23 protein-coding genes and 2 pseudogenes are annotated in these 21,924 nt (G+C 60.8%); 19 read left to right on the top strand and 6 right to left on the bottom strand.

The features are described from left to right. The first annotated feature begins 76 nt into the window (after nucleotides 1–76). The 14 genes from IB262_RS28915 (at nucleotide 77) to nuoG (ending at nucleotide 14,520) form a co-directional block, all read left to right on the top strand. Entirely contained in the window at nucleotides 77–577 is a 501-nt protein-coding gene (locus IB262_RS28915; RefSeq protein ID WP_034796791.1) for an NADH-quinone oxidoreductase subunit J, read from the top strand. Beyond that, entirely contained in the window at nucleotides 577–879 is a 303-nt protein-coding gene (gene nuoK / locus IB262_RS28910) for an NADH-quinone oxidoreductase subunit NuoK (protein WP_034796789.1), read from the top strand. The genes IB262_RS28915 and nuoK overlap by 1 nt, the downstream gene beginning before the upstream one ends. A 4-nt stretch (nucleotides 880–883) precedes the next feature. Beyond that, entirely contained in the window at nucleotides 884–2,347 is a 1,464-nt protein-coding gene (locus tag IB262_RS28905) for a monovalent cation/H+ antiporter subunit D family protein (protein WP_192358010.1), read from the top strand. Continuing rightward, nucleotides 2,344–2,598, top strand: a complete 255-nt coding sequence (locus IB262_RS28900) for a hypothetical protein (protein ID WP_192494034.1) — start codon at nucleotides 2,344–2,346, stop codon at nucleotides 2,596–2,598. Before IB262_RS28905 ends, IB262_RS28900 begins: the two co-directional genes overlap by 4 nt. After that, nucleotides 2,591–4,366: a Na(+)/H(+) antiporter subunit D gene (locus IB262_RS28895; protein WP_192494033.1), complete on the top strand. Its 1,776-nt coding sequence runs from the start codon at nucleotides 2,591–2,593 to the stop codon at nucleotides 4,364–4,366. Before IB262_RS28900 ends, IB262_RS28895 begins: the two co-directional genes overlap by 8 nt. An 8-nt stretch (nucleotides 4,367–4,374) precedes the next feature. After that, on the top strand, nucleotides 4,375–5,850 hold the full coding sequence (locus tag IB262_RS28890) for an NADH-quinone oxidoreductase subunit M (RefSeq protein ID WP_192494032.1): 1,476 nt from the start codon (nucleotides 4,375–4,377) through the stop codon (nucleotides 5,848–5,850). Beyond that, nucleotides 5,847–7,280, top strand: a complete 1,434-nt coding sequence (locus IB262_RS28885; protein WP_192494031.1) for an NADH-quinone oxidoreductase subunit N — start codon at nucleotides 5,847–5,849, stop codon at nucleotides 7,278–7,280. Before IB262_RS28890 ends, IB262_RS28885 begins: the two co-directional genes overlap by 4 nt. A 151-nt stretch (nucleotides 7,281–7,431) precedes the next feature. Continuing rightward, nucleotides 7,432–7,797, top strand: a complete 366-nt coding sequence (locus IB262_RS28880; protein WP_134887305.1) for an NADH-quinone oxidoreductase subunit A — start codon at nucleotides 7,432–7,434, stop codon at nucleotides 7,795–7,797. Further along, entirely contained in the window at nucleotides 7,785–8,288 is a 504-nt protein-coding gene (locus IB262_RS28875; protein ID WP_060517302.1) for an NADH-quinone oxidoreductase subunit B, read from the top strand. The genes IB262_RS28880 and IB262_RS28875 overlap by 13 nt, the downstream gene beginning before the upstream one ends. After that, nucleotides 8,285–8,821 (top strand): NADH-quinone oxidoreductase subunit C, encoded by a 537-nt coding sequence (locus IB262_RS28870; RefSeq protein WP_192358002.1) that lies wholly within the window; start codon nucleotides 8,285–8,287, stop codon nucleotides 8,819–8,821. Before IB262_RS28875 ends, IB262_RS28870 begins: the two co-directional genes overlap by 4 nt. Before the next feature lie 83 nt (nucleotides 8,822–8,904). Further along, nucleotides 8,905–10,119, top strand: a complete 1,215-nt coding sequence (gene nuoD, locus IB262_RS28865) for an NADH dehydrogenase (quinone) subunit D (RefSeq protein ID WP_192358001.1) — start codon at nucleotides 8,905–8,907, stop codon at nucleotides 10,117–10,119. Between the two features lie 16 nt (nucleotides 10,120–10,135). Next, nucleotides 10,136–10,648: an NADH-quinone oxidoreductase subunit NuoE gene (nuoE, locus tag IB262_RS28860; protein WP_112983472.1), complete on the top strand. Its 513-nt coding sequence runs from the start codon at nucleotides 10,136–10,138 to the stop codon at nucleotides 10,646–10,648. Nucleotides 10,649–10,650: 2 nt separating this feature from the next. Beyond that, a complete protein-coding gene (gene nuoF / locus IB262_RS28855) occupies nucleotides 10,651–11,916 on the top strand; it encodes an NADH-quinone oxidoreductase subunit NuoF (protein WP_112983471.1) in 1,266 nt (421 codons plus the stop codon). Nucleotides 11,917–11,943: 27 nt separating this feature from the next. Beyond that, the gene (gene nuoG / locus IB262_RS28850; protein WP_192494030.1) at nucleotides 11,944–14,520 is read left to right on the top strand and encodes an NADH-quinone oxidoreductase subunit NuoG; all 2,577 of its coding nucleotides are present in this window, start codon (nucleotides 11,944–11,946) and stop codon (nucleotides 14,518–14,520) included. A gap of 60 nt (nucleotides 14,521–14,580) precedes the next feature. Here the strand turns inward: nuoG and IB262_RS28845 are convergent, their stop codons facing one another. From IB262_RS28845 to nuoH, 3 genes are all read right to left on the bottom strand, one after another. Beyond that, nucleotides 14,581–15,021, bottom strand: coding sequence for a CBS domain-containing protein (locus IB262_RS28845; RefSeq protein ID WP_192494029.1), 441 nt, complete (start codon nucleotides 15,019–15,021; stop codon nucleotides 14,581–14,583). A gap of 37 nt (nucleotides 15,022–15,058) precedes the next feature. Further along, nucleotides 15,059–15,625: an NADH-quinone oxidoreductase subunit I gene (locus tag IB262_RS28840; protein WP_192494028.1), complete on the bottom strand. Its 567-nt coding sequence runs from the start codon at nucleotides 15,623–15,625 to the stop codon at nucleotides 15,059–15,061. Between the two features lie 132 nt (nucleotides 15,626–15,757). Beyond that, complete coding sequence (gene nuoH, locus IB262_RS28835; protein ID WP_060607611.1) at nucleotides 15,758–16,744, bottom strand: NADH-quinone oxidoreductase subunit NuoH; 987 nt, start codon at nucleotides 16,742–16,744, stop codon at nucleotides 15,758–15,760. Between nuoH and IB262_RS28830 the strand changes: the two genes are divergently transcribed. Then, on the top strand, nucleotides 16,743–17,054 hold the full coding sequence (locus tag IB262_RS28830) for a hypothetical protein (protein WP_110819588.1): 312 nt from the start codon (nucleotides 16,743–16,745) through the stop codon (nucleotides 17,052–17,054). The genes nuoH and IB262_RS28830 overlap by 2 nt on opposite strands. Before the next feature lie 898 nt (nucleotides 17,055–17,952). On the opposite strand, the pseudogene IB262_RS28820 reads toward IB262_RS28830, so the two are convergent. Then, nucleotides 17,953–18,131: pseudogene (locus IB262_RS28820) on the bottom strand (IS110 family transposase); the annotation flags it as partial. A gap of 175 nt (nucleotides 18,132–18,306) precedes the next feature. On the opposite strand from IB262_RS28820, the gene IB262_RS28815 reads away from it, so the two are divergent. The 3 genes and pseudogenes from IB262_RS28815 to IB262_RS28805 all read left to right on the top strand — a co-directional run. Then, nucleotides 18,307–18,534, top strand: a complete 228-nt coding sequence (locus IB262_RS28815; RefSeq protein ID WP_246802735.1) for a type II toxin-antitoxin system HigB family toxin — start codon at nucleotides 18,307–18,309, stop codon at nucleotides 18,532–18,534. A gap of 17 nt (nucleotides 18,535–18,551) precedes the next feature. Then, on the top strand, nucleotides 18,552–18,932 hold the full coding sequence (locus IB262_RS28810) for a transcriptional regulator (protein WP_110819586.1): 381 nt from the start codon (nucleotides 18,552–18,554) through the stop codon (nucleotides 18,930–18,932). Between the two features lie 345 nt (nucleotides 18,933–19,277). Then, nucleotides 19,278–19,604: pseudogene (locus tag IB262_RS28805) on the top strand (molybdopterin cofactor-binding domain-containing protein); the annotation flags it as partial. Nucleotides 19,605–19,705: 101 nt separating this feature from the next. On the opposite strand, the gene IB262_RS28800 reads toward IB262_RS28805, so the two are convergent. Together IB262_RS28800 and IB262_RS28795 are read right to left on the bottom strand one after the other, a co-directional pair. Next, nucleotides 19,706–19,852 (bottom strand): hypothetical protein, encoded by a 147-nt coding sequence (locus IB262_RS28800; protein ID WP_246713249.1) that lies wholly within the window; start codon nucleotides 19,850–19,852, stop codon nucleotides 19,706–19,708. Between the two features lie 35 nt (nucleotides 19,853–19,887). Further along, nucleotides 19,888–20,859 carry an MBL fold metallo-hydrolase gene (locus tag IB262_RS28795; RefSeq protein ID WP_029742569.1) on the bottom strand — a complete coding sequence of 324 codons (972 nt, stop codon included), beginning with the start codon at nucleotides 20,857–20,859 and terminating at the stop codon, nucleotides 19,888–19,890. A 137-nt stretch (nucleotides 20,860–20,996) separates the two neighbouring features. Between IB262_RS28795 and IB262_RS28790 the strand changes: the two genes are divergently transcribed. Continuing rightward, the gene (locus IB262_RS28790) at nucleotides 20,997–21,893 is read left to right on the top strand and encodes a LysR family transcriptional regulator (protein WP_112983466.1); all 897 of its coding nucleotides are present in this window, start codon (nucleotides 20,997–20,999) and stop codon (nucleotides 21,891–21,893) included. Nucleotides 21,894–21,924: the final 31 nt, after the last annotated feature.

Below are 21,924 nucleotides of genomic sequence, written 5' to 3'. Positions count from 1 at the left end.
GCAACTGAAACTGCGGCGCTCTCTGAATTCCGGCCATCAAGCGCCGCGGAATAGTTCGCGCGGGAGAGGCTGCGTCATGGGCCAGGGGTTCTTCCTTCTGTTTGCTGCGGGGGCCGTCGTTACCGCCCTTACAGTCGTCCTGGCACGGAACCCTGTTCATAGCGCATTGGCGCTGATGGCATGTTTCCTGCAAATCTCGGCAATCTTTGTCCTGCTTGAAGCACCACTGCTGGCAGTGGTGCAGATCTTCGTCTATGTCGGCGCCATCATGGTCCTCTTCCTGTTCGTGATCATGATGATCGACGTGCGCGAAGCGGTACTGCAGCGTTTTGTGCCCGGGCGAAATCTGCCCGCACTGACCCTCCTCGTCCTGCTTGGGGTCGAGATGCTTGCGCTTGTGCTCTGGAGTGGCCGCTTTTCGGCGGTTGAGCCCGTCGCGTCGCGCGGCGGTGACCAGGTGAGGCAGCTGAGCACGGTGCTTTTCGCCGATTATCTCCTGCCGTTCGAAGTCGCTTCGATCATCCTTCTGGCGGCACTCGTTGGTGCCATCGTGCTCGCCCGGAAGGAGACCGGGTGATGGTTCCGCTCTGGTGGTACATTTCGCTCGCCGTGATCCTCTTCGTGATCGGAGCCGCGGGTGTGCTGCTGAGGCGCAATATCCTGGTCGTGTTGATGTCGCTGGAGCTTATGCTCAACTCGGTCAACATCAATTTCATCGCCTTTGGACGGTACTACGGTGACTTTCGCGGGCAGATCTTCGCGATCTTCGTCATCGCCATCACCGCGGCGGAAGTTGCCGTCGCCCTCGGCATTCTGGTCGCCCTCGTGAGGAACAAGCCCACCCTCAAGATCGACGACATGACGACGATGAAAGGATAGCGGCTTGGAACCGCTGCTTTCAATCCGGCCGCTACTTGCCGTCGCCGTCGCAGGACTGGCGGCACTTGCAGTTCTGCTATTGAACAAGCACGACAAAATCCGGGACGCCGTCTCGCCGCTTGCCGCGGTCGTCATGTTCGCGATCGTCATCTCGATGGCACCCACGGTGCTTTCGGGTGGTACTCTTAACCTCCGCCTGTTCGAGATCCTGCCGGGCATCGCCTTCGCCTTCCGGGTCGATGCGCTCGGCATGGTGTTTGCCACCGTTTCCTCGCTGCTCTGGATCGTCGCAGCGGTCTATTCCATCGGCTACATGCGGCACCTGAACGAGCACGCGCAGACCCGCTTCTTCGCCTGCTTTGCCACCAGTCTCGCCGCCGCCGTCGGGGGGGCGTTTGCGGCCAATCTGTTCACTCTGGTGATCTTCTACGAGGTTCTGAGCCTCGTGACCTATCCGCTCGTCTACCACCACGAGGACGAAGAGGCCTGGGCAGGCAGCCGAAAGTATCTCGTCTACCTGATGGGCGCATCGAAAAGCGTGCTTCTTGCCGCGCTGGCGCTGACCTACCAGATTGCCGGATCGCTCGACTTTGTGCCGGGGGGCCTGCTGGCGAAAGTGGACGCTTCGGCGCCGCTGCTGACGGTTGTCTATTTCTGCTACCTTTTCGGCTTCGCCAAGGCCGCCGTGATGCCGATGCACGCCTGGCTGCCCGCCGCAATGGTTGCACCGACGCCGGTGAGCGCGCTCTTGCATGCAGTGGCCGTGGTTAAGATGGGCGTGTTTTGCGTGTTGCGGTTGGTGTTCGATGTCTTCGGCGTGGATCTGGTCGCAAGGCTGGGGCTCGGCATCGCAACGGCCTATCTCGTCTCCTTCACCATCCTTATGGCGTCGATCTATGCTCTGACCCGCGACGACCTGAAGGCGCGGCTTGCCTATTCGACGGTGAGCCAGCTCTCTTACGTGGTGCTGGGTGCTGTGCTTTTGTCTCCGGTCGCGATGATCGGCGGCATCATTCATATCGCCGTGCACGCCTTCTCCAAGATCACGCTCTTCTTCTGCGCCGGATCGATCTACTGCGCCTCGGGAAAACGCAACATCAGCGACATGGCCGGCATCGGCCGCCGGCTGCCCTGGACGATGGGAGCCTTCTTCGTCGCTTCGCTGAGCATGATCGGCGTGCCGCCAACTGCGGGCTTCGTCAGCAAGTGGTATCTTGCGCTCGGTTCGGTCGAAGCAGGCGAGATGGCTTTCCTCGTCGTCCTCTTGGCAAGCTCGGTCCTCAACGCCGCCTACTTCCTGCCGGTGAGCTATATCGCCTTTTTCGGAACAGAGGCTCCGGGAGGAGCAGAACCCGTCCGGGAAATTCCGCTGGTAACGATCCCGCTGGTGGCGACCGCTGCCCTGTCGGTGCTGATGGGCATCTTCCCCGGCTATTTCATCGCCTTGGCGGAAGGAGTGGTCAGATGATCAGGCACATCGTCGATTTCTTTGGCGACGAGCGCTATGCGCGGTCTCGCCGCAGGTTGTTCTATCTCGTGCTCGTTCTGATCGTCGTCGCCGATTTCCTGGTTCCGCGCGAACACGCCGAATATCTGTGGGACCGCTTGCCCGGCTGGTCGACGGCTTATGGTTTCGGCTCCTGCGTGCTCATCATTTTCGTTTCCAAGTTCCTCGGCCACCAAGTCGGCCTCATGCGGCGCGAGGACTACTATGATTGACTTCGTCCATCCCGGCATCCTGCTCATTCTCGGCGCCGTGCCGATCCCGTTCCTGAAGGGATCGGTCCGCAAGGTCTTTCTGGTGCTCGTTCCTGCTCTCGCCATCGTCGCGGTGTTGACGATGGAGCCAGGCAGTTATGGCGCGGCGCGCGTCTTCGGGCAGGAAATCCTGTTTGCAAAGGTCGACAAGCTCAGCATCGTCTTTGCCACCGTCTTCACCATCATGGCGCTGATCGGCATGGTTTACGCGCTGCATCTGCCGCGGGCAGGTCAGCATGTGGCGGCCTTCGTCTATGTCGGCAGTGCGCTGGGTGTGGTGTTTGCCGGTGACTATCTGACCCTCTACCTCTTCTGGGAGGGCATGGCGTTTGCCTCGGCCTATCTGGTCTTTGCGCAAGGGGGCGAACGCGCGATCCGTGCGGCCTTCCGCTATCTGATGGTGCACGTCACGGGCGGCGTCGCTCTGCTTGGTGGCATCGTGCTCCACGGTTTCGCCGCCGGTTCGTTGCTCTTCGGTCCGATCGCCGGAGGCGGTGCCGCGGGAGCAATGGATATTGGCGGCTATCTGATCCTTGCGGGCTTTTTGCTGAATGCTGCGGTGCCGCCGCTAAACGCCTGGCTGACGGACGCCTATCCCGAAGCGACCGTCACAGGGGCGGTGTTCATGAGCGCCTTCACCACCAAGACGGCCGTCTACGTGCTGGCGCGCGCATTCCCGGGGACCGAGCTTCTCGTCTGGCTCGGTGCTGCGATGGCACTCTATGGCGTCATCTACGCGGTGTTGGAAAACGATTGTCGGCGGCTTCTCGCCTATCACATCGTCAGCCAGGTGGGTTACATGGTGGCGGGCATCGGGATCGGCACTGAAATGGCGGTAAATGGAGCCACCAGCCATGCCTTCGCACACATCCTTTACAAGGCGCTTCTCTTCATGGGGGCAGGGGCGGTGATTGAGGTCACCGGACGGCGGAAACTGACCGAGCTCGGCGGGCTCTACAAAACCATGCCGCTGACGGTCGCGCTCTATATGGTTGGCGCCTTCGCGATCTCAGCCTTTCCGTTCTTCTCGGGTTTCGTCACCAAGTCGATGGTGATCGCCGCCGCCGGTCAGGATCACAGGGCACTCGTGGTTCTGGTACTCACGATGGCATCGGCAGGCACGTTCCTGCACACGGGCCTCAAGCTGCCGTACTACATGTTTTTCGGGCCTGATCGAAAGCTGGAAGCGCGCGAGCCCCCCAGCAACATGCTGGTTGCCATGGGTATGGCGGCAGTGCTCTGCATCGCGATTGGCGTGTTCCCGGGACCGCTCTATGCGCTCCTTCCCTATCCGGTCGCCTTCGAGCCCTATACGGGCGCGCATGTCACCGAAAGCCTCGGTCTGCTGATGTTTACCGCACTGGGCTTCGTGCTCTTCCTGAAAGCGCTCGATCCGGAAAATACCATCAGCATCGATACGGACTGGTTCTACCGCAAGGGCGCGCGAGCCTTCCTGTGGCTCGCCGAGAAACCGCTGGCGCGATACGAAAAGGCAGTGAGCAATGTGTCCGACGCTCTGGTCCTGCCGCTCCTGCACGTCACGGCGCGCGCCGGACTGCGGGTGGATCTAAATGGCGTCGATGCGGCGGTGAACGGGCTTGCCCGCGCCATCCTTGCTGGCGGCGGCGCGTTGCGGCGGTTGCAGACCGGCATGGTCACCCACTACGCGCTGGCGATGATCGCCGGCGTGATCGCGGCGATCACTGTTTTTGCCGTCGTGTGGCAGTAGGGGGTGTGATGGCGTTCCCGCTGCTCAGCCTGATCGTCTTCGTACCGGCCGCCGGGGCGGCGGTTGTGATGCTCCTGCGCAGCGACGAGACGGTTCGGTGGGCAGCGCTCGGCTTCACCTTGCTCGACGTGGCGCTCGCCATTGCGATGCTTTCCGGTTTTAATACCGGGAGCTCAGAGATGCAGTTCGTCGAGAAGCACCCGTGGGTGCCGGCGCTCGGCATAACCTTTGCGCTCGGCATCGACGGGATCAGCGCGCTCTTCGTGTTCCTGACCGCGCTTTTGGGCTCTGTCTCGGTGCTCGCATCATGGATCGCCATCGACCGCAAAGTGAAGCAGTTCATGGTCTGCCTGCTCGCCATGCAGACCCTGATGTTGGGTGTATTCACGGCGCTCGACCTTTTTCTGTTCTATGTCTGCTGGGAGGCGATGCTGATCCCGATGTACCTGATCATCGGGGTCTGGGGCGGCGATGGCCGGGTCTATGCGGCGTTCAAGTTCTTCCTCTACACCCTGGCGGGCAGCCTCCTGTTCCTGATCGGCGTCATCGTTCTTTACTTCGAAGGTGGCAGGACGTTCGACATCCTCGCCTTGATGGCACTCGACCTGCCGTTCGACATTCAATCCTGGCTGTTTTTTGCCTTCCTCGTCGCATTCGCGGTCAAGGTGCCGATGGTCCCGCTCCATACCTGGCTGCCGGACGCCCATGTGCAGGCTCCGACGGCCGGCAGCATCATCCTTGCCGGCGTACTCCTGAAGATGGGGGCCTATGGATTCCTGAGGTTCTCGCTGCCGATGCTGCCGGAGGCTTCAGTCTATTATTCGACCTTGATGATGGCTCTATCGGCACTCGCGATCGTTTATGGCGGGCTGCTTGCCTTGGCGCAGGACGATTTGAAGAAGCTGGTGGCCTATTCGAGCATCAGCCATATGGGCTTCGTGACGCTTGGGATTTTTGCCCTCAACCCGCTCGGGCTTCAAGGCAGCATCCTGCAGATGTTCAATCACGGCGTGACGACCGGCGCGCTCTTTCTGTTCGTCGGCCTGATCTACGAGCGCACCCATACCCGCAGCATCGCCGACTATGGCGGCTTGATGAAGGTGGCTCCCGTTTACACCGGATTTCTGGCGTTGTTCGTGCTGTCGTCGATGGCGTTGCCGGGAACGAACGCGTTCGTGGGCGAATTGCTGGTGCTGTCGGGCGGGTTTGCGGCCAACCTCACCCTTGGCGCAGTCGCCGTATCGGGCGCATTGCTGAGCGCGGCCTATCTGCTTGGCATGTACCGGAAAGTGGCGCTCGGTCCGCCGACCGTCGGCGCACGGTTCAAGGTTCGTGACGTCAATGGCCGCGAACTGGTGGCGATCCTGCCGCTTGCCGTCTTCGTGCTTTGGGTCGGGTTCTACCCCAAGCCCTTTCTAGCCATCATCGACAGCTCGGTCACGCATCTTTTGCAGCAGGTCCACGACAGGGGGAACGGCCTATGACCGCCGCAGCGCTCCTTGCGTCGATCCTCGTAAGCCTGCCCGAAATCATCGTGATTATCGGATCCTGCATCCTATTGCTTGGCGGGCAACTCTTGCCGAAGGACGCTCTTCTTGTCTGGGCGTCGATCGGTGTGGTGCTGGTCGCTGCGGTGGCGACATTCACGCTGTCAGGAGGGGCAGAGCCGGCTTATGCGGGCATGTTCGTCGCCGACCCCTTCTCCATCTTCTTCAAATCGCTGTTCTACCTGTCGATCCTGCTCACGTTCCTGCTCTCGCGAAACTATGCCGATATCGAAGGGATCGGCGGCAGCGAATACTATGTGCTGCTGCTGCTTGCGCTCGCCGGCATGATGATCATGGCGTCTGCGACCGATCTCCTGTCGATCTATGTTGGCCTCGAACTGATGGTGCTGTGCACCTACGTGCTGACCGGCTTCCTTCGGCGTGAACAACGCTCAAACGAGGCGGCACTGAAATACGTCATCCTTGGCGCCGTCTCGACCGGGATTTTTCTTTATGGTGTTTCGCTGGTCTATGGCCTTACCGGTACGACGCAACTGGACCGGATGGCGGCGGCAGTCAGCAATGATCCGCTCGATCCGGGTTTGCTGCTTGCGGTGGTCTTCATCGTCGCCGGACTGGTCTTCAAAATCGGCGCGGTGCCGTTCCACATGTGGGTGCCGGATGTCTACGAGGGTGCCCCGACGACGATTACCGCCTTCATGTCCGTCGGGCCCAAGGCGGCAGGGTTTGCGGTGATCCTCAGGGTGTTCCTCAACCCGTTGGTCGCAAGCTCCAACGTCTGGATCATACTGGCCGTTATCGCGGTGGTGACGATGGCGCTCGGCAGCTTCGTGGCGCTGGTGCAGGATAACGTCAAGCGCCTGCTCGCCTATTCCAGCATCGCCCATGCCGGCTTTGCCATTTTGGGCATCGTGGCCGGCGGTGCGGATGGGATCGCCAGCGTAATGCTCTACCTTCTGATTTACACCTTCATGAACCTAGGCATCTTTGGCGCCGTCATCATGATGCGCAACGGCAATTTCTCGGGCGAAGTCATTGAGGACTATTCCGGCTTCGCCAAGCTGCATCCGGGGCTGGCGCTGTTGATGTTGCTCTATCTGTTTTCGCTGGCGGGCATTCCGCCGACGGCAGGCTTCTTCGCCAAGTTCTACGTTCTGGTCGCGCTCGTCGAGCGTGGTTTCGTCCTGCTGGCCGTGATCGCGGTGCTCCTGAGCGCCGTCGCCGCCTATTTTTACATCCGCATCGTCATGGTGATGTTCATGCGCGAACCGGAGCGGGCGTTCGAGCCGGCGCTGACGCCCCTGGTCGGCGCTGCTCTCGCCGTCACCGCCGCCGGCACGATTGGCATCGGCCTGTTTCCGGCCTGGTTTCTGAAGCTCGCCCAGCAGTCGGCCTTCGGCGGCTGAGCGATCGTATTTGCATTGGCCTATCCGACAGAATAAACTAGCAGCTTAGGAAAGGAATGCCCTTAGCCGCCTACTGGGCGGCCGCGTTACCGGCCCGAAGGAGCCGATCGCGGCTTGAGCAACGCCCCGATGGGTGACCGGGCTGCGCGATATGTCTGCAGCGGATTTCCTGCCGGTTCTTTTCATGATCGCCGGAATTGTTCTGGTGGTGGGGGCGACGCTTTTTGTTTCCTCGCTACTGCGGCCGTCCAATCCTTATCCTGAAAAGAACATGCCCTATGAATGCGGCATGGACCCGGCAGGCGAGGCAGCCGGGGGACGCTTCAGGGTGCAGTTCTTCATCCTTGCGATCCTCCTGGTCGTCTTTGATGTCGAGGCGATGTTTCTCTTCCCCTGGGCAATCGTCCTCAAAGAGATTGGTCTTGTCGCTTATCTCGAAATGTTCGTCTTCATCGTGCTGCTTCTCGTGGGTTTTGCCTACGCCTGGCTGAAGGGAGCGCTGGAATGGGAGGAGTAGGAAACACGATTCAGGACAGCGTGCTGTTCACCACGGCCGAGAGCGTCATCAATTGGAGCCGAAGGTCGGCCCTGTGGCCCGAGACCTTTGGCATCGCCTGCTGTGCCATCGAAATGATCTCGGCGGGTTGCGCGCGCTACGACCTCGACCGGTTCGGCGTGGTGTTTCGCCCTTCGCCGCGGCAGTCCGACGTGATGATCATCGCCGGCACGGTGACCCGGAAGTTCGCCCCCGTTGTGCGCCGGCTTTACGACCAGATGCCGGAGCCGCGCTGGGTGATCGCCATGGGTACCTGCGCCATTTCGGGCGGCGTCTACAACACCTATGCCGTGGTGCAAGGGTCTGAAACCTTCGTGCCGGTCGATGTGCACGTGCCCGGCTGTCCGCCACGGCCTGAGGCGCTGATGCATGGCTTCCTGCTATTGCAAGAAAAGATCAAGAAGTCCCGCGCGCTTGCCGGAACGCCTCTCGATCGGGTGGCGGCATCATGAGTGTCGAGCCGTCTCTCAATCGCGCTTTGATCCTGGAGCGCTTCGGGGAAACCATCGAGGATCTCGGCACTGCGCATGGCATTGATGTCTTCGTGGTTCCGCCCAAAAAGATCGTCGAGTTCTGCCGGTTCCTGAAGGACCAGCCCGAGCTCAGGTTCAACTTTCTCTCCGACATCTGCGGGGTTGACCATTATCCCGAAACGCCGCGCTTCGAGGCGGTGTACCATCTCTATTCACTGCCGAACCGCTGGCGTGTCCGCATCAAGTGTCGACTTGGCGATCCGCCTGAGGTTCCCTCGGTCACCGGGGTCTGGCGCACGGCCAACTGGCACGAGCGCGAAGCCTGGGACATGTATGGCATCCGGTTCCAGGGGCATCCCGACTTGCGACGGATCTATATGTGGGAGGGCTTCGAGGGCTTTCCCCAGCGCAAGGACTTTCCGCTTAAGGGGTACAAGGACAAGCTGAACCCGTTTGGCGCCGAAGGTCCGCCGCCGACCCAGCCCGACCTCGCCACACGGAACATTCCATAGGGGGAGGAAGTGCGGGCGGTTTCCTTTTGGACCGACCCGAAACCACATGAACCACGGAGACCGATCGATACCGGAAAGTTGAGATGACCGAAGTCACCGAGCTCACGAGGCCGGAAGGAGAAGCGCTCAACAGCAAGGAAGTGCTTCTCAATCTCGGACCCCAACACCCCAGCACCCATGGGGTCCTCCGGCTCGTGCTCGAACTGGACGGTGAGTATGTCAAGCGGGTGGACCCCCATATCGGCTACCTGCATCGCGGCACGGAAAAACTGGCAGAAAGCTTTACCTATACGCAGATCTTCCCGCTGACCGATCGGCTCGACTACCTCTGCCCGCCCTCGAACAACCTGGCTTTCGCGCTCGCGGTGGAGAAGCTGCTCGGCATCGAGGCCCCGATCCGGGCACAATATATCCGCGTGATGATGGCGGAACTCGCGCGCATCTCCGGTCATCTTTTGATCACCGGCGCGCTGCCGATGGATCTCGGCGCCATGACCGCGCTGCTTTACGTCATGCGCGAGCGTGAAATGATCATGGATCTCCTCGAAATGGTCACCGGTGCGCGCATGCACACCTCCTTCTGCCGGGTCGGTGGCGTTCGCGAGGATCTGCCTGACGGGTTCTTCCCAAAGATCAGGGAGTTCTGCGACATCTTCCCAAACCGGATCCGCGACTATGAGCGGCTGCTCGAAGACAACCGGGTGTTCCTCAAACGCACCCAAGGGATCGGCGTCATCACCGCCGAAGACGCCATCGATCTCGGCCTGAGCGGTCCGAACCTGCGTGCTTCCGGCGTCGACTGGGACATCCGTCGTGACGAGCCCTACGAGATCTACGACCGGCTCGATTTCAATGTCATCACGCGCGACGAAGGCGATTGTTATGCGCGTTGGCGCTGCCGGGTCGATGAGATGCGTGAAAGCATGCGCATCATCGAACAATGCATCGACCAGATGCCCGAGGGGCCGTTCCAGGTCGACATGCCGACGATTGCCTTCCCCGTCGACAAGGAGCGGGTGCATTGCTCGATGGAGGCCCTGATCCAGCATTTCGACCTGTCGGCCTATGGCTTCAGCGTGCCGAAGGGCGAGGTCTATTCGGCAATCGAAGCGCCCAAGGGGGAGCTTGGGTTCTACATCATCAGCGACGGGTCGCCGAAACCGTTCCGCATGAAGGTCAGGGCACCCTCGTTCGTCAACCTTCAAGGCGTTTTCGGCGTCACGAACGCCCGCTATCTGGCGGACATGATCGCCGTGCTCGGCAGCCTCGATCCTGTGATGGCGGAGGTCGACAAGTAGCGGAGATTTGGACGTGATGGCGATGCGCGAGAAGATCGAACAGGCGGCGGCGCGGTATCCCGACCAGCGCTCGGCGATCATGCCGGCGCTTTTGATCGCGCAGCGCGAACATGGCCATCTGCCCGGCCCGGTGCTGGAGGAAGTCGCCGAAATCCTCGGCGTCGAACGGATCTGGGTCTACGAGCTCGCAACCTTTTACACGCTCTTCCATACCGAGCCGGTGGGCAAGTTCCATCTGCAACTCTGCGACAACGTATCCTGCATGCTGCGGCGATCCGAGGATCTGCTGACGCATCTGGAGAACGTGCTCGGGATCAAGAAGGGAGGCACGACGGCGGATGGTCTGTTTACGCTCTCGACCGTCGAATGCCTCGGCGCCTGTGAAATGGCTCCGGTCATGCAGGTCGGCGACGACTATCACGGCAATCTCGACATCGAGCGGATCGACACACTCCTTGCCCGGCTGCGCGCCATGGTTACCCACGCGGCCGGCGCCGATCTCGCTGCCGTCGAACCGCCGGGGGAATAACCATGTACGAACCGGTTCTTTTGAAGAATGTGAACGTGCAGGATGGGCATCTTCTTTCGACCTATGAGGCCGGCGGCGGCTACCGAGGGCTTCACAAAGCCCTCAAGGAACATACGCCCGACGAGATCATCGATCTTATCAAGCGGTCGAACCTGCGTGGCCGCGGCGGAGCAGGGTTTCCGACCGGCATGAAGTGGAGTTTCGTCCCCAAGCGGGCCGACAAGCCGAAGTATCTCTGCTGTAACGCCGACGAAGGGGAGCCTGGCACCTTCAAGGACCGGATCGTCATGGAGCGCGACCCGCACCAGTTGGTCGAAGGTATGGCGATCAGCGCCTATGCGATCGGGGCAGAGGTCGCCTATGTCTATGTTCGCGGCGAGTATGTGCTGGCGATCAGGCGGCTGGAACAGGCGATCGCCGCGGCCAAAGCCAAAGGCTATCTCGGAACGCGGATACTGGGCTCGGACTTCAATTTCGTCGTCCACGTCCATTGCGGTGCTGGTGCCTATATCTGTGGCGAAGAGACCGCGATGCTCGACTCGCTCGAGGGCAAGAGGGCGCAGCCGCGCCTGAAGCCGCCATTTCCAGCCGTTGCGGGGCTCTATGCCAGCCCGACCGTCATCAACAATGTCGAGACGCTGGTCTGCGTGCCGCATATCGTGGCGCGGGGCCCTGACTGGTTTCGTGGTATCGGACCCGAAAAGAGCCCCGGCCCGAAGCTCTACTGCGTCAGCGGGCAGGTGCGCATGCCCGGGCTTTACGAACTGCCGATGGGGATCCCGCTTCGAGAACTGGTCGAGGACCATGCCGGCGGGCCGCCGGCCGGTCGCAAGATCAAGGCGGTAATACCAGGTGGTGTTTCCGCACCGGTGATCCCGGAGAAGGGGCTAGACGTCGGAATGGACTTTGACTCGCTTGCTGCTGCCGGCACGATGCTGGGTTCGGCAGGCGTGATCGTCGTCGATGACACGACCTGCATGGTCAAGGTCGCCACCCGCATCATCGAGTTCTTTCACCACGAGTCCTGCGGCAAGTGCACACCCTGCCGCGAGGGGTTGAACTGGGTTGTGAAAGTGCTGCGCCGGATCGAGGCGGGCGAGGGCGCCCCCGGCGACATGGAGCAGCTGGACATGCTCTGCAAAGGCATTTTCGGCAATACGTTTTGTGCTTTGGGTGACGGTGCTGCGATGGGGTTGCGGGCCTCGCTTGCGCATTTCCGCGAGGAGTTTGTCGCCCATATCGAGGAGCGGAAGTGTCCGTTCCACTAAGGAGCGCCTAGCGCGGGCGAGTAGGTCATGGTGAGCGTTACGATCAATGGGCAAACACTGGAAGTTGCGGCCGGCTCGACGGTGTTGCAGGCCGCCCAGCGCTTGGGCATCGAAATTCCGACCTTCTGCTACTTAAAGCGCCTGCCGCCGCTTGCCTCCTGCCGCATGTGTCTCATCGAGATCGAGGGGCTGCGGCGGCTACAGCCGTCCTGCGCCACAGCCGTCACTGAAGGCATGGTCGTGCGAACGGATACGCCACTGATTGATGAAACACGTTCGTCCATGCTGGACATGCTGCTTGCCAACCACCCGCTCGACTGCCCGATCTGCGACAAGGGCGGCGAGTGTGAGCTCCAGGACATGGTGATGGCCTATGGCCCGGGGAGAAGCCGCTTTCATGATCCCAAGCGCGTCTTCCATTCTCGCGACATTCGCCTGAGCCCGGTCGTCATCATGAACGTCAACCGCTGTATCCAGTGCCAGCGCTGCGTGCGCATGTGCGGGGAGGTCGTCGGCGCGGTCGCCCTTGGGACCGTCGAGAAAGGCATGGATACGGCCGTCACCGGCTTTGAGGGCAGTCTTGCCAGTTGCGACCAGTGTGGCAACTGCATCGAAGTCTGTCCGGTCGGCGCGCTGATGAGCTTTCCCTATCGCTATAAGGCTCGGCCCTGGGATCTCGCCGAGGTCGACACGATCTGCCCGCATTGCGGCACGGGATGTCAGCTGACCGTCGGCGCGCGCAAGGGCGAATTCATGCGTGTCCGGTCCAAGGAGGAACACGGCGTCAACCGCGAAACGCTCTGCGCACGCGGCCGTTTCGGCCTTGACTTCATCGAAGGGCATGATCGGATCAAACGACCGATGATCCGCCGCGACGGCACTCTTGTGCCGGTTTCCTGGGACGAAGCAGGAGACTATCTGCGCCGGCGGCTAGCAGCGGTCGAAAGCAAGGCTTCCGGCGGACTTGTCTCGCCGCGCCTGCCCAATGAAGTGCTCTATCAGTTCCAGAAGCTCATGCGCACCGTCTTTGCGACCAACAACATCGACTGCTCGTCGCGCTGGTCCACCCCCTTCGACGCGCTTGCCCCGCTGATGGCAGGCTACAGTCGTGCACCTTTGACGGACGTGATCGGCGTCGATCACGTGCTTGTTATCGGCGGCAACGTGACCGAGGAAAACCCGGTCACCGAGTATCTGCTGCGGGATGCCGCCAGGCGGCGCGGGACTGGATTACTCATGCTCTCGACGCGACCGTCCCGCCTCGACGCCGATGCTAAGGCTGTGGTTCGTGTATCGCCTGGCGGAGAGGTCGCGAGCCTTGCAGCCGTGGTTGCCGGACTTGCTGCGGCCGTCGGTGACAAACTGTCAGGTGACGCTGTTGCAGAGATCGGCGTGGCAGTCGGCGGCCCGGTGGCTGGCAATGGCGGCGATGGACCGGATCGTCTGGCCGCAGCACTCAACGAAGGCAGCACTGTCACCGTGCTTGTCAGTGTCGACCTCCTGAGATCGTCAGACGCGCGGGGAGCGTTGCAGCAACTCACCAATCTCTTGCAACTGCTTCGCCTCCTCGGCAAGACCCCAGCATTGCAGTTCCTCTTCGACCGCGCCAACCAGCTGGGCGCCTTTGATATGGGGGCCCTGGCGGGCGGCTTGCCGGGGCTGCAGCCGGTTGTCGACGAGACGGCGCGCGCCGCTCTTGCCCGGAACTGGGGCGCCGAAATCCCCCATGGGCCGGGTGCTGATCTCGACGGGATGCTGGACCTCTGCGTGGCTGGGCAAATGGGCGCACTCTACCTTGTCGGAACTGACCCCCTGGTCTCTTATCCGGACAGAGAGCTCATGGCGCGGGCCCTTGGTGCTGCTGATCTCTTGATCGTCCAGGACAGTTTCCTTAACGAGACGGCCGCACTGGCCGAGGTCGTCTTGCCAGCGGCGGGCTACGGTGAAGAGCCCGGCAGCTTTACCAACAACGAGGGTCGCATCCAAAAGGTCGCCAAGTTCCGGGAACCAGTCTTTGAGGCACGGGGCAATCTCGCTATCTTCGATTTTGTCGCAGCTGAGCGCGGCCAAATATTGCAGCCTTCGACGCATGTCGCGGTTTTCGATGAGATCGCCCGGCTGATACCGGCCTATCAGGCGCTCACCTGGTCCGGACTTGGTGCCGACGGTGCCTTCACGAAAGAAGGCCCGACGCCACCGGCGGAAGCCTTCCATGCACCGCCGACCGTTTCGCAACCGCACGGCGGGCTCATGCTCGTCACCGGCAACTGTCTGTTCCACAATGGCTATCTGACCGAGCGTTCGGAGATCCTGAACACGGTCGCCAACGATCCCTATGTGGCGATGAGCGCTGAGAATGCGGCCGAGCTTCGCCTTTCGGACGGCGATCAGGTGGTCGTTCGTTCAACCCGCGGTGAACTGGTAGCGCAGCTCAAGGTCGAAAGGCCGTTTCCCAAGGGGCTCGTCTTTGTTCCCGAAAACTATCGGTCTCTTCGCCTCAACAGCTTGATGAGGCGAGGTGAATACCCGTGTCCGGTTAAGGTTCACAAGGCAGAAACAGCGCACGCAATCGAGGGCACGAACCGGGTCTGGCGAGGAGCATGAGGATGTGCGCGCGAGGCCCCTGCAAGGCCCGCGTCCCGACCTGTGGGCGCAAAGCCACTCTCAGTGGTAGCCGGCCCCGGCAATGTATTCGTGCAGGTGCCGCTCCGTGCGCTGCGCCTCGTCGAGCCGGTGCTTGACCACGTCGCCGATGCTGACGACGCCGACAATGGCCTCCTCCTCAATGACCAGCACATGACGTGTCCGTCTCTGGGTCATGATCGACATCACCAGGGGCAGCCCATCGACAGCCGAACAGATCGCCACGTTGCGGTTCATGATCTCGGCGACCGGCATCAGCGCTGCCTCAGGCCCATATTCCGCAAGCGCATTGCAGCAATCCCGTTCCGAGACCGTGCCCATGTACCTTCCGGGCGCGTGGCTGACGACCACGAAGCCGATATTGTTGTCACGAAAGAGCCGCAGGATCTCCACCATCGTCTGGTCGGGAGCGACTGCGATCACTCCAGCACCCTTATCCTTCACGATTTCACCGACAAGCATCTGAGCCTCCTATCTGCGCGCCCCGGTTTGCTGCTCCTCACGTTCGCCGGATATTGCGCCACCAGTTGTATCCGCGCGGTTCGCTCGTTTCGACCAGCACGTCCTCATCCGTATTCAGGCGTGCGGCGACGACACCACCGCCGGTCATTGCCTTTCCAGGTTTTTCGAGCAGATCGTCGCGTCCGATCACGAGGTCGCGTGACGAAAAACTCGAGAATTCGTACTGCTGGCCAAGTGCGATGGCGTCCGCAGGGCAGGCGTCTTCACACAGGCCGCAGAACAGGCACCGGGCCGTGTCGATCTCGAATTTTGCTGGGTGTCGGTTGCCGATTTCGTCCTCGTAGGGAACGACTTCGATGCAGTCGCAGGGGCAGATGCGAGCGCAAAGCTCGCACGCGACACACTTGATCTCGCCCTCTTCGTCGCGTTTGAGGAAGTGATGGCCGCGATAGCGCGAATAGGGGAGCCACTTCTCCTTGTCCGGATACTGCATGGTCACCGGCTTGGAGAACATATAGCCAAAGGTCAGCGTAAAGGCGCTCGCCAGGTCGGCAAAAAGCGCCCAGCCGATCCATGTTCCAGCTCTGTCGACTACGCGTGACATCGTCGCGCCGTTCTACAGCGGCGTGCGTCTATTCCAACGCGGGAGGGTCGCTGTAGTCCCTTCGATTGCTACACGCATCTTCGTCAGATCGACACCGAACCTAGAAGGCGCGTGGACAAGCCGCCTTGGCTCCTAAGTGAAAGCAATACCAGTGATAATTATGTTCGCCATTGCCAGAGGAAGCAAGACTTTCCATCCGATCGCCATCAGTTGGTCATAGCGATAGCGGGGCAAAGTGAAACGGAACCACATAAACACGTAAATGAAGAATGCCACCTTGAGCGCAAACCAGAGAAGCGGCGGCAGCGGAATGAGAATACCGTTCCAGCCGCCAAAAAACAGGATGACGGAGAGGACCGATACCAGGAGCACGATGACGTATTCGCTGACCATGAAGAGCGCGAAACGAATACCGCTGTACTCGGTATGGAACCCGGCGCCGAGATCCCCTTCCGCTTCGGCCAGGTCGAAGGGAATGCGCTGCGCTTCGGCCAATCCCGCAACGAAGAAGACGAAGAACCCGATCGGTTGATAGACGATGTTCCAGAGATCGCTCTGGGCGCGCACGATGTCCACGAGGCTCATCGACTGTGCGAGCATCACGACGCCGATGACTGCGAAACCCATGGGGATTTCGTAGCTGATCATCTGTGCGCAGGTCCTCAGACTGCCGAGAACGGCGTATTTGCTGTTGGCGGCCCAGCCGCCGAAGATGACGCCATAGACCTCCAGACCGATCACCGCGAAGACGAAGAGCAATGCCACATTCAGATTGGAAACGTAGAGGGTGATCTCTGCATTGAGCACTGAGACGGTCTCGCCGAAGGGGATCGCGACAAACACCACAAAGGGCGGAGCGAGCGCCAGGATTGGCGCCAGCTTGAATAGGAAGCGATCTGCCTCTGCAGGGATATGATCCTCTTTCGTCAGGAGCTTGATACCGTCAGCCACTGGCTGCAGCAGGCCGTGCCACCCCACGCGCATCGGACCCATGCGCTGCTGCATGTGGCCGGCAATCTTTCGCTCCAGCCAGGTCAGCGGCAAAGGCAGGAGTAGAAGCATTGCGATCAGCAATGCGATCTTGAGGGCGATAAGGCCAAGGGCGACGAGAAGTTCCATGATCCGCGGCCATCTATTCGACAGGCAGAAACGTGACTGGGCCCGACCCAGCTTACCCGTTGAGCGGTCCTTCCAGTGTTCTCCATTTTCTCACGAAACGGCGGCCGTGGACAGGCTGCCGTTTCCTGTTCTGGGATTGGCGGCGAATGCCGAGTTCGTCAACGCGCTGATTAAGCTGCGGGCAGGTATCGACATTCCCGGTGGACCGCCGGAATTGATCGTTCATGTTCGTGAAGCTTTCATCGCCAGAAACCGGGGATTGGGTCCAACGCCTGCGCCGGTGACCTTCGTTTCGTGGGGAAAACAATGATCTGCAAAAGATCAAGACGCTTCTCGATTTTGTCGGGCGATCGTGTGTCTCGGAGCTGACAGTCAGCGATGCAGACACGACTGTCGTCATTCGCAATCCGGCCCGTCAAGCCGCGGTCAGTCTGGAAATCTCGGCCCCTGTGAGGGCAAAGCCTTCGGCGGCCGAGCCGGCAAGGTTGAATGATCAGGCGCAAGGGCAGCTTGTTCGCGCTTCGACCTCGGGCATCGTGCATCAGTCAAGCGGTCCGGGATCCACTCCAATCGTCACGGAAGGCAGCCAGGTGGAGGTGGGCCAGGCTCTGTGCATCGTGGAGGCGATGAAGGTCTTCACGACCATCTCAATGCGCGCCTGTCCCATCCGTCAGAGATCCGCCTCGATGACGCCGGCGATCTTCGAGTATCCTCCGAATGTTGGTAAGTGCTGCAAGCATCGTTTCCGACATTCTTATCTCCTCGGATTAGGTCCGAAGAATCGCATGGTAGCCCTTGTGTATCAAGGCTACCGCTGTCTTTGGTTGTCTAATCGCTCCCCGCAAATCAAGTCTTTTTGGCATTATTTCACTATGGCCATTTGCTCGGCTTGTCGCACGTGGCCGCCCGATTTTCGATGAACAACTGCGTAGCATGGTCGTTACGTAGGAATACTTCTTTGAAGTACGTTTGCCAGGAGCACGGTTGTCTTCGCGGTCGGAAACTGGGCCGCCGCAGTAGGGGTTTCGCTGGATGGGTCTTCCAATGTTGATAACGCAGTTCAAGACGTAAACCCTTCTGCAGCCAAATACGCGGAATAACCCGACCCACGTCCCGGCAAGGACGTCTCGATGCATCCGAAGCAATGACGCAATTCTGATAGCTCCTTGACTTACATCACTGCGCTCCCGACGTTTTTTATCATCAGTTCAGGCGGTTGTGCCGATAGCTCTCTCAAAGAGCTGCCCAGTCTTCAGCATCGTGTGCATGATGACAGCGAGCTTTCTCGCCACAGCAATCGCCGCCCGCTTGAAGCCGATCCTTTCCCTCAGCTTCAGGCCCCATCTGCATGGGCTCGGGTCAGGATAACCCCAGCCGCTTCGTACAAGAATCTTATCAAAGAATGACTCGCAACAAATTCCCGAATTGGGAACTTTGCGCTTGTTTCCAAATTGGGAATCCGTCAAATAGGAGTTCAAGTGAGCGTTATCGCTAAATCTGCGCTGGTCCGGTCTTGGGATAGCCTACCCAAAGGAGCTCCCAGAGAGACCGCGCGAGCCGCAATGACGGAATGGTACACCACCGCATCGAAGGCAAGCTGGAGTAATTTCAGCGAGCTAAAGAAGACACTTAACTCAGCTGATCTGGTGGCCGGTAACACGGTTATCTTCGACGTCGGCGGCAACAAGTATCGCATCGTGGGGCTCGTCGCTTTTCGGTCAAAGCGCATTTTCGTACTGTTTGTCGGGGCACACGCCCAGTACGATGCGATTGACGTCAAAGACCTCTGACGTGAAAGGAAGTCGAGATGTTGGATTTGAAAGCTTTTCGGACGCTTCAGAGTGAGGCTGAGTACAACGCCGCATTGAAGGAAGTTCGGCCGTATTTCGAGAACGAGCCCGATGAAGGCTCTGAGGAAGCTGCGCACTTTGATGCGCTGGTTCTTCTAATCGAACAGTACGAGGGCAAGCACTATCCGATCCCGACGGCGAGCCCGGTTGAGGTGGTGAAATCGGTGATGGCTGCGAATAATTACACGCGCGCCGATCTCGTGGCGGTTATTGGCTCGAAAGCACGGGCGGCCGATCTTCTGAACGGCAAGCGAGAAATCAATCTGGATCAGATTCGAAAGCTCAGCAAAGAATGGAACATCCCGGCTGGTTCACTGATCGGCGGAGTGGCGGCCTAAGGATTCCGACTAGGCTCGACCCCATCAGTCCGATCGACCCGGCGAGCAACGTCGTTGATGCGCTCGATTACGACCCGAATCATTCAACCCCGGACGATCGAATTCGTTCTCTCAGGTTCGAGTCCTGCCGGGCCCACCATACCACCATACTGAGCGCTAAACGGCCATTCAGAGCCGCGGACTCCTGTACCGGCGCCGTCGAGCCCTTCCCAATCGTCAGACATCAGCGTCTTCCTTCGCGGTGGCGCACAATGCACGATTGCACTCAGGAGGGAAAGAGCGACTCGGTCACTGTAGAGGATACGGCCGATATATCCGGCGTCGTCAAACCCGAGCCAGTCGAAATCGGTCGGCTGCGGTCTGGCGATCAATCCGGACCAGGTCCGCGCCCAGGTGGAGGGCGGAATCGGCTTTGGGCTGGGTGCGATACTTGGCGAGGAGATCACGCTGACGGACGGCAAGGTCGATCAGAGCAATTTCGACCTTTACACGCCCCTCAGAATTGATGCGATGCCAAAGGTCGAAGTTCACATCGTCGCCTCCGCCAATCCGCCCTCCGGCATAGGCGAGCCCGGCGTTCCGCCCATCGGCCCCGCAGTCGCCAACGCCGCCTACAGGGCGCTCGGCAAGCGGATCCGCGTCATGCCATTCGTGAGATCGCTCAACACGTAAGCTCGCATGCCCGGCCGGCCGCATGGCCGGTTGGGCATGGGGCCAGACCTTCGGCGGTCACGCGGGTGGCAGAAAACCGTCGCGCGCGCCGATGAGGCCGTTTATGCCGAACCGAGGCGCTGGCTCTGCGCAGTTTCGTCTGCGTGAGCGCGCGCGCCGATCCGCGCCCACTGCTCCGCGCTGCCATAGTGCTCCTGTGCGGCCGCTACGGAGGGCGTCGTGGCGATACCGAGATATCTGCTGCTCATTCCGTTCCTAACTTTCTAGACCGCCGTAGCTAACTTCAATCCTGTAGGGCCCAGTCGGCCACCTCCCAGCGCATCTGGCCACGGTCGGCGACGACACGGCCGAGCCCTGGGAAGGGCATGTGCGTGGCGGCGATGAGTGCGCCTTCCGAAGCGGCGCGAGGGAAAAAGCGGTCGCGCATTGCCTTGGCCGCTGCCCGGTCCTGCTCGAACAGGAAGAACACGTCGGTCGCCCCCGGATGCACGACCGGAAAGATCATGTCCGAGACCATGATGAGGCTCTTTCCGTCATCTTCGACCCGCACGCCGATATGGCCGGGTGTATGGCCGGTCAGGTCGACAATTGAGACGCCGCGCACAATTTCGCGTTCTCCGTCAATCGCCTGGAGTTTCGGGTAGAGGCGCACCACCTCCTCCGCCATCTTAAAGCTGGTTTGCAGATAGTCGGGCGCGCCGCTGCGCTTGGCCGGGTCGGTCCAATGGGTGACGTCGCGACGATCGATGTAGAGCTCCGCCTTTGGGTAGTTGTTCTTGCCTCCGGCGATCAGACCGCCCATGTGGTCCTGATGCATATGCGTTACGATCACCGCGTCGATCTGGTCAAGCTGCAGGCCAAGCGCACCAAGCGCCTGCGGCAGTTTGCCGGTCTGACCAATCGAGCCCGCTGCACCGGCATCGATCAGGATGCGGCGCTCGCCATCATCGATGAGATACTGGTTGAAGAGGAACCGCACCCCGCTCGGCCGGGCGGTGAACTGAGCGACTGCCGCCTCCTCCACCTGGGCCGGCGCGCGTCCCGGAAAATAGTCGAAGGGCATATCGGCGTACCCGTCTGTCAGCGCCGTCACCGTGAAGCGACCGATGCGTATCTGCGCCAGCGGCGTAATGCTGACCGGCGTGTTGGGGGTATTCTGCGCGGCGGCAGGGGCCGGTGCGCCACTGATCAGTCCTCCCCCGAGGAGGCCGAGAGGAAGAGCGCTTGCAAAGGCACGACGTGAAAGTTGAGGCATGACGTCTTTCTCCTGATCATTGGCAATACGGGGAGCCGGCCGGCGTCCCCTGGATCGACGCAAAAGCTAGGATATCCGAAAGCAATAGGGTATCCTGCCATTTCTGGAACTTTCCTCTCAGTTTCCGGAAGGATACGATGGATCGGTTTGAAGCGATGTCGGTGCTGCTGGCGGTGGTGGACGCCGGCAGCCTCTCGGCTGGATCGCGGCGATTGCATGCACCGCTCGCCACGGTCAGCCGCAGGGTCGCGGATCTTGAGAAACACCTTGGCGTGCGCCTGGTCGTGCGCACCCGCCGCGGCCTCTCCTTGACGGATGAGGGGCGCAGCTTCGTCGCCGCGTCACGTCGTATTCTGGAGGAGCTGGACGCGGCGGAGCGGCAGGCCAGCGGCGATTATGGCGCGCTGCGTGGAGGGCTGCACGTGACCGCACCGATTGCCTTCGGCGAGCGCCATCTGCTGCCAATAGCTCTGGAGTTCCTGAAGGAGCAACCCGATATCAACCTGCGTCTGACCCTCGCCGATCGTCAGCTAAGTCTGGCGGACGAGCACGTCGATGTGGCCCTGCGGATCGGACACTTGGCGGACAGCGCGCTTATCGCAACGCGCGTCGGCGCCGTCCGACGGGTGATCTGCGCGAGCCCCGACTATCTTGCCCGCCGAGGCGTTCCGCTTCAGCCGGAAGACCTCAGCCACCATGATGGCATAAGCTTTCAGGGCTTTGCGACCGCGCCGGAATGGCGCTACCGCCGGGACGGCGCGGCCTTTGCCATCGAGCCGCGCCCCAAATTCGCGGTCAATACGACGGAGGCTGCCATTCAGGCTGCAATAGCCGGTATCGGCATTATCCGCGTGCTGTCTTACCAGATCTCCGATCAGTTGCGCTCCGGCGCTCTGCACGAATTGCTGACGGACTTTGCACCGGAACCGCTACCTGTGAACGTTATCCATGGACCAGCCGATCCCCTGCCGCTGAAGGTGCGGTGCTTCCTCGACTGGATCGTCCCAAGCCTACGTGCTCAGCTGGCTTACTAGCGTCCCGCTTCAGGCGCACCCCGTTGATAGC

It is taken from the genome of Ensifer sp. ENS02 (genome assembly GCF_014851885.1).
In the GTDB taxonomy this organism is placed as follows: Bacteria; Pseudomonadota; Alphaproteobacteria; order Rhizobiales; family Rhizobiaceae; genus Ensifer; species Ensifer adhaerens.
Note: the sequence above shows the minus strand (reverse complement) of the source record. Positions and strands in the feature narration are given on the sequence as shown.

Bases quoted from the DNA above. Each gene is read 5' to 3' on its own strand.
- IB262_RS28915 (WP_034796791.1), top strand. From the start codon at position 77: ATGGGCCAGGGGTTCTTCCTTCTGTTTGCTGCGGGGGCCGTCGTTACC.
- nuoK (WP_034796789.1), top strand. From the start codon at position 577: ATGGTTCCGCTCTGGTGGTACATTTCGCTCGCCGTGATCCTCTTCGTG.
- IB262_RS28900 (WP_192494034.1), top strand. From the start codon at position 2,344: ATGATCAGGCACATCGTCGATTTCTTTGGCGACGAGCGCTATGCGCGG.
- IB262_RS28895 (WP_192494033.1), top strand. From the start codon at position 2,591: ATGATTGACTTCGTCCATCCCGGCATCCTGCTCATTCTCGGCGCCGTG.
- IB262_RS28890 (WP_192494032.1), top strand. From the start codon at position 4,375: ATGGCGTTCCCGCTGCTCAGCCTGATCGTCTTCGTACCGGCCGCCGGG.
- IB262_RS28885 (WP_192494031.1), top strand. From the start codon at position 5,847: ATGACCGCCGCAGCGCTCCTTGCGTCGATCCTCGTAAGCCTGCCCGAA.
- IB262_RS28880 (WP_134887305.1), top strand. From the start codon at position 7,432: ATGTCTGCAGCGGATTTCCTGCCGGTTCTTTTCATGATCGCCGGAATT.
- IB262_RS28875 (WP_060517302.1), top strand. From the start codon at position 7,785: ATGGGAGGAGTAGGAAACACGATTCAGGACAGCGTGCTGTTCACCACG.
- IB262_RS28870 (WP_192358002.1), top strand. From the start codon at position 8,285: ATGAGTGTCGAGCCGTCTCTCAATCGCGCTTTGATCCTGGAGCGCTTC.
- nuoD (WP_192358001.1), top strand. From the start codon at position 8,905: ATGACCGAAGTCACCGAGCTCACGAGGCCGGAAGGAGAAGCGCTCAAC.
- nuoE (WP_112983472.1), top strand. From the start codon at position 10,136: ATGGCGATGCGCGAGAAGATCGAACAGGCGGCGGCGCGGTATCCCGAC.
- nuoF (WP_112983471.1), top strand. From the start codon at position 10,651: ATGTACGAACCGGTTCTTTTGAAGAATGTGAACGTGCAGGATGGGCAT.
- nuoG (WP_192494030.1), top strand. From the start codon at position 11,944: ATGGTGAGCGTTACGATCAATGGGCAAACACTGGAAGTTGCGGCCGGC.
- IB262_RS28845 (WP_192494029.1), bottom strand. From the start codon at position 15,021: ATGCTTGTCGGTGAAATCGTGAAGGATAAGGGTGCTGGAGTGATCGCA.
- IB262_RS28840 (WP_192494028.1), bottom strand. From the start codon at position 15,625: ATGTCACGCGTAGTCGACAGAGCTGGAACATGGATCGGCTGGGCGCTT.
- IB262_RS28830 (WP_110819588.1), top strand. From the start codon at position 16,743: ATGATCCGCGGCCATCTATTCGACAGGCAGAAACGTGACTGGGCCCGA.
- nuoH (WP_060607611.1), bottom strand. From the start codon at position 16,744: ATGGAACTTCTCGTCGCCCTTGGCCTTATCGCCCTCAAGATCGCATTG.
- IB262_RS28815 (WP_246802735.1), top strand. From the start codon at position 18,307: ATGACGGAATGGTACACCACCGCATCGAAGGCAAGCTGGAGTAATTTC.
- IB262_RS28810 (WP_110819586.1), top strand. From the start codon at position 18,552: ATGTTGGATTTGAAAGCTTTTCGGACGCTTCAGAGTGAGGCTGAGTAC.
- IB262_RS28800 (WP_246713249.1), bottom strand. From the start codon at position 19,852: ATGAGCAGCAGATATCTCGGTATCGCCACGACGCCCTCCGTAGCGGCC.
- IB262_RS28795 (WP_029742569.1), bottom strand. From the start codon at position 20,859: ATGCCTCAACTTTCACGTCGTGCCTTTGCAAGCGCTCTTCCTCTCGGC.
- IB262_RS28790 (WP_112983466.1), top strand. From the start codon at position 20,997: ATGGATCGGTTTGAAGCGATGTCGGTGCTGCTGGCGGTGGTGGACGCC.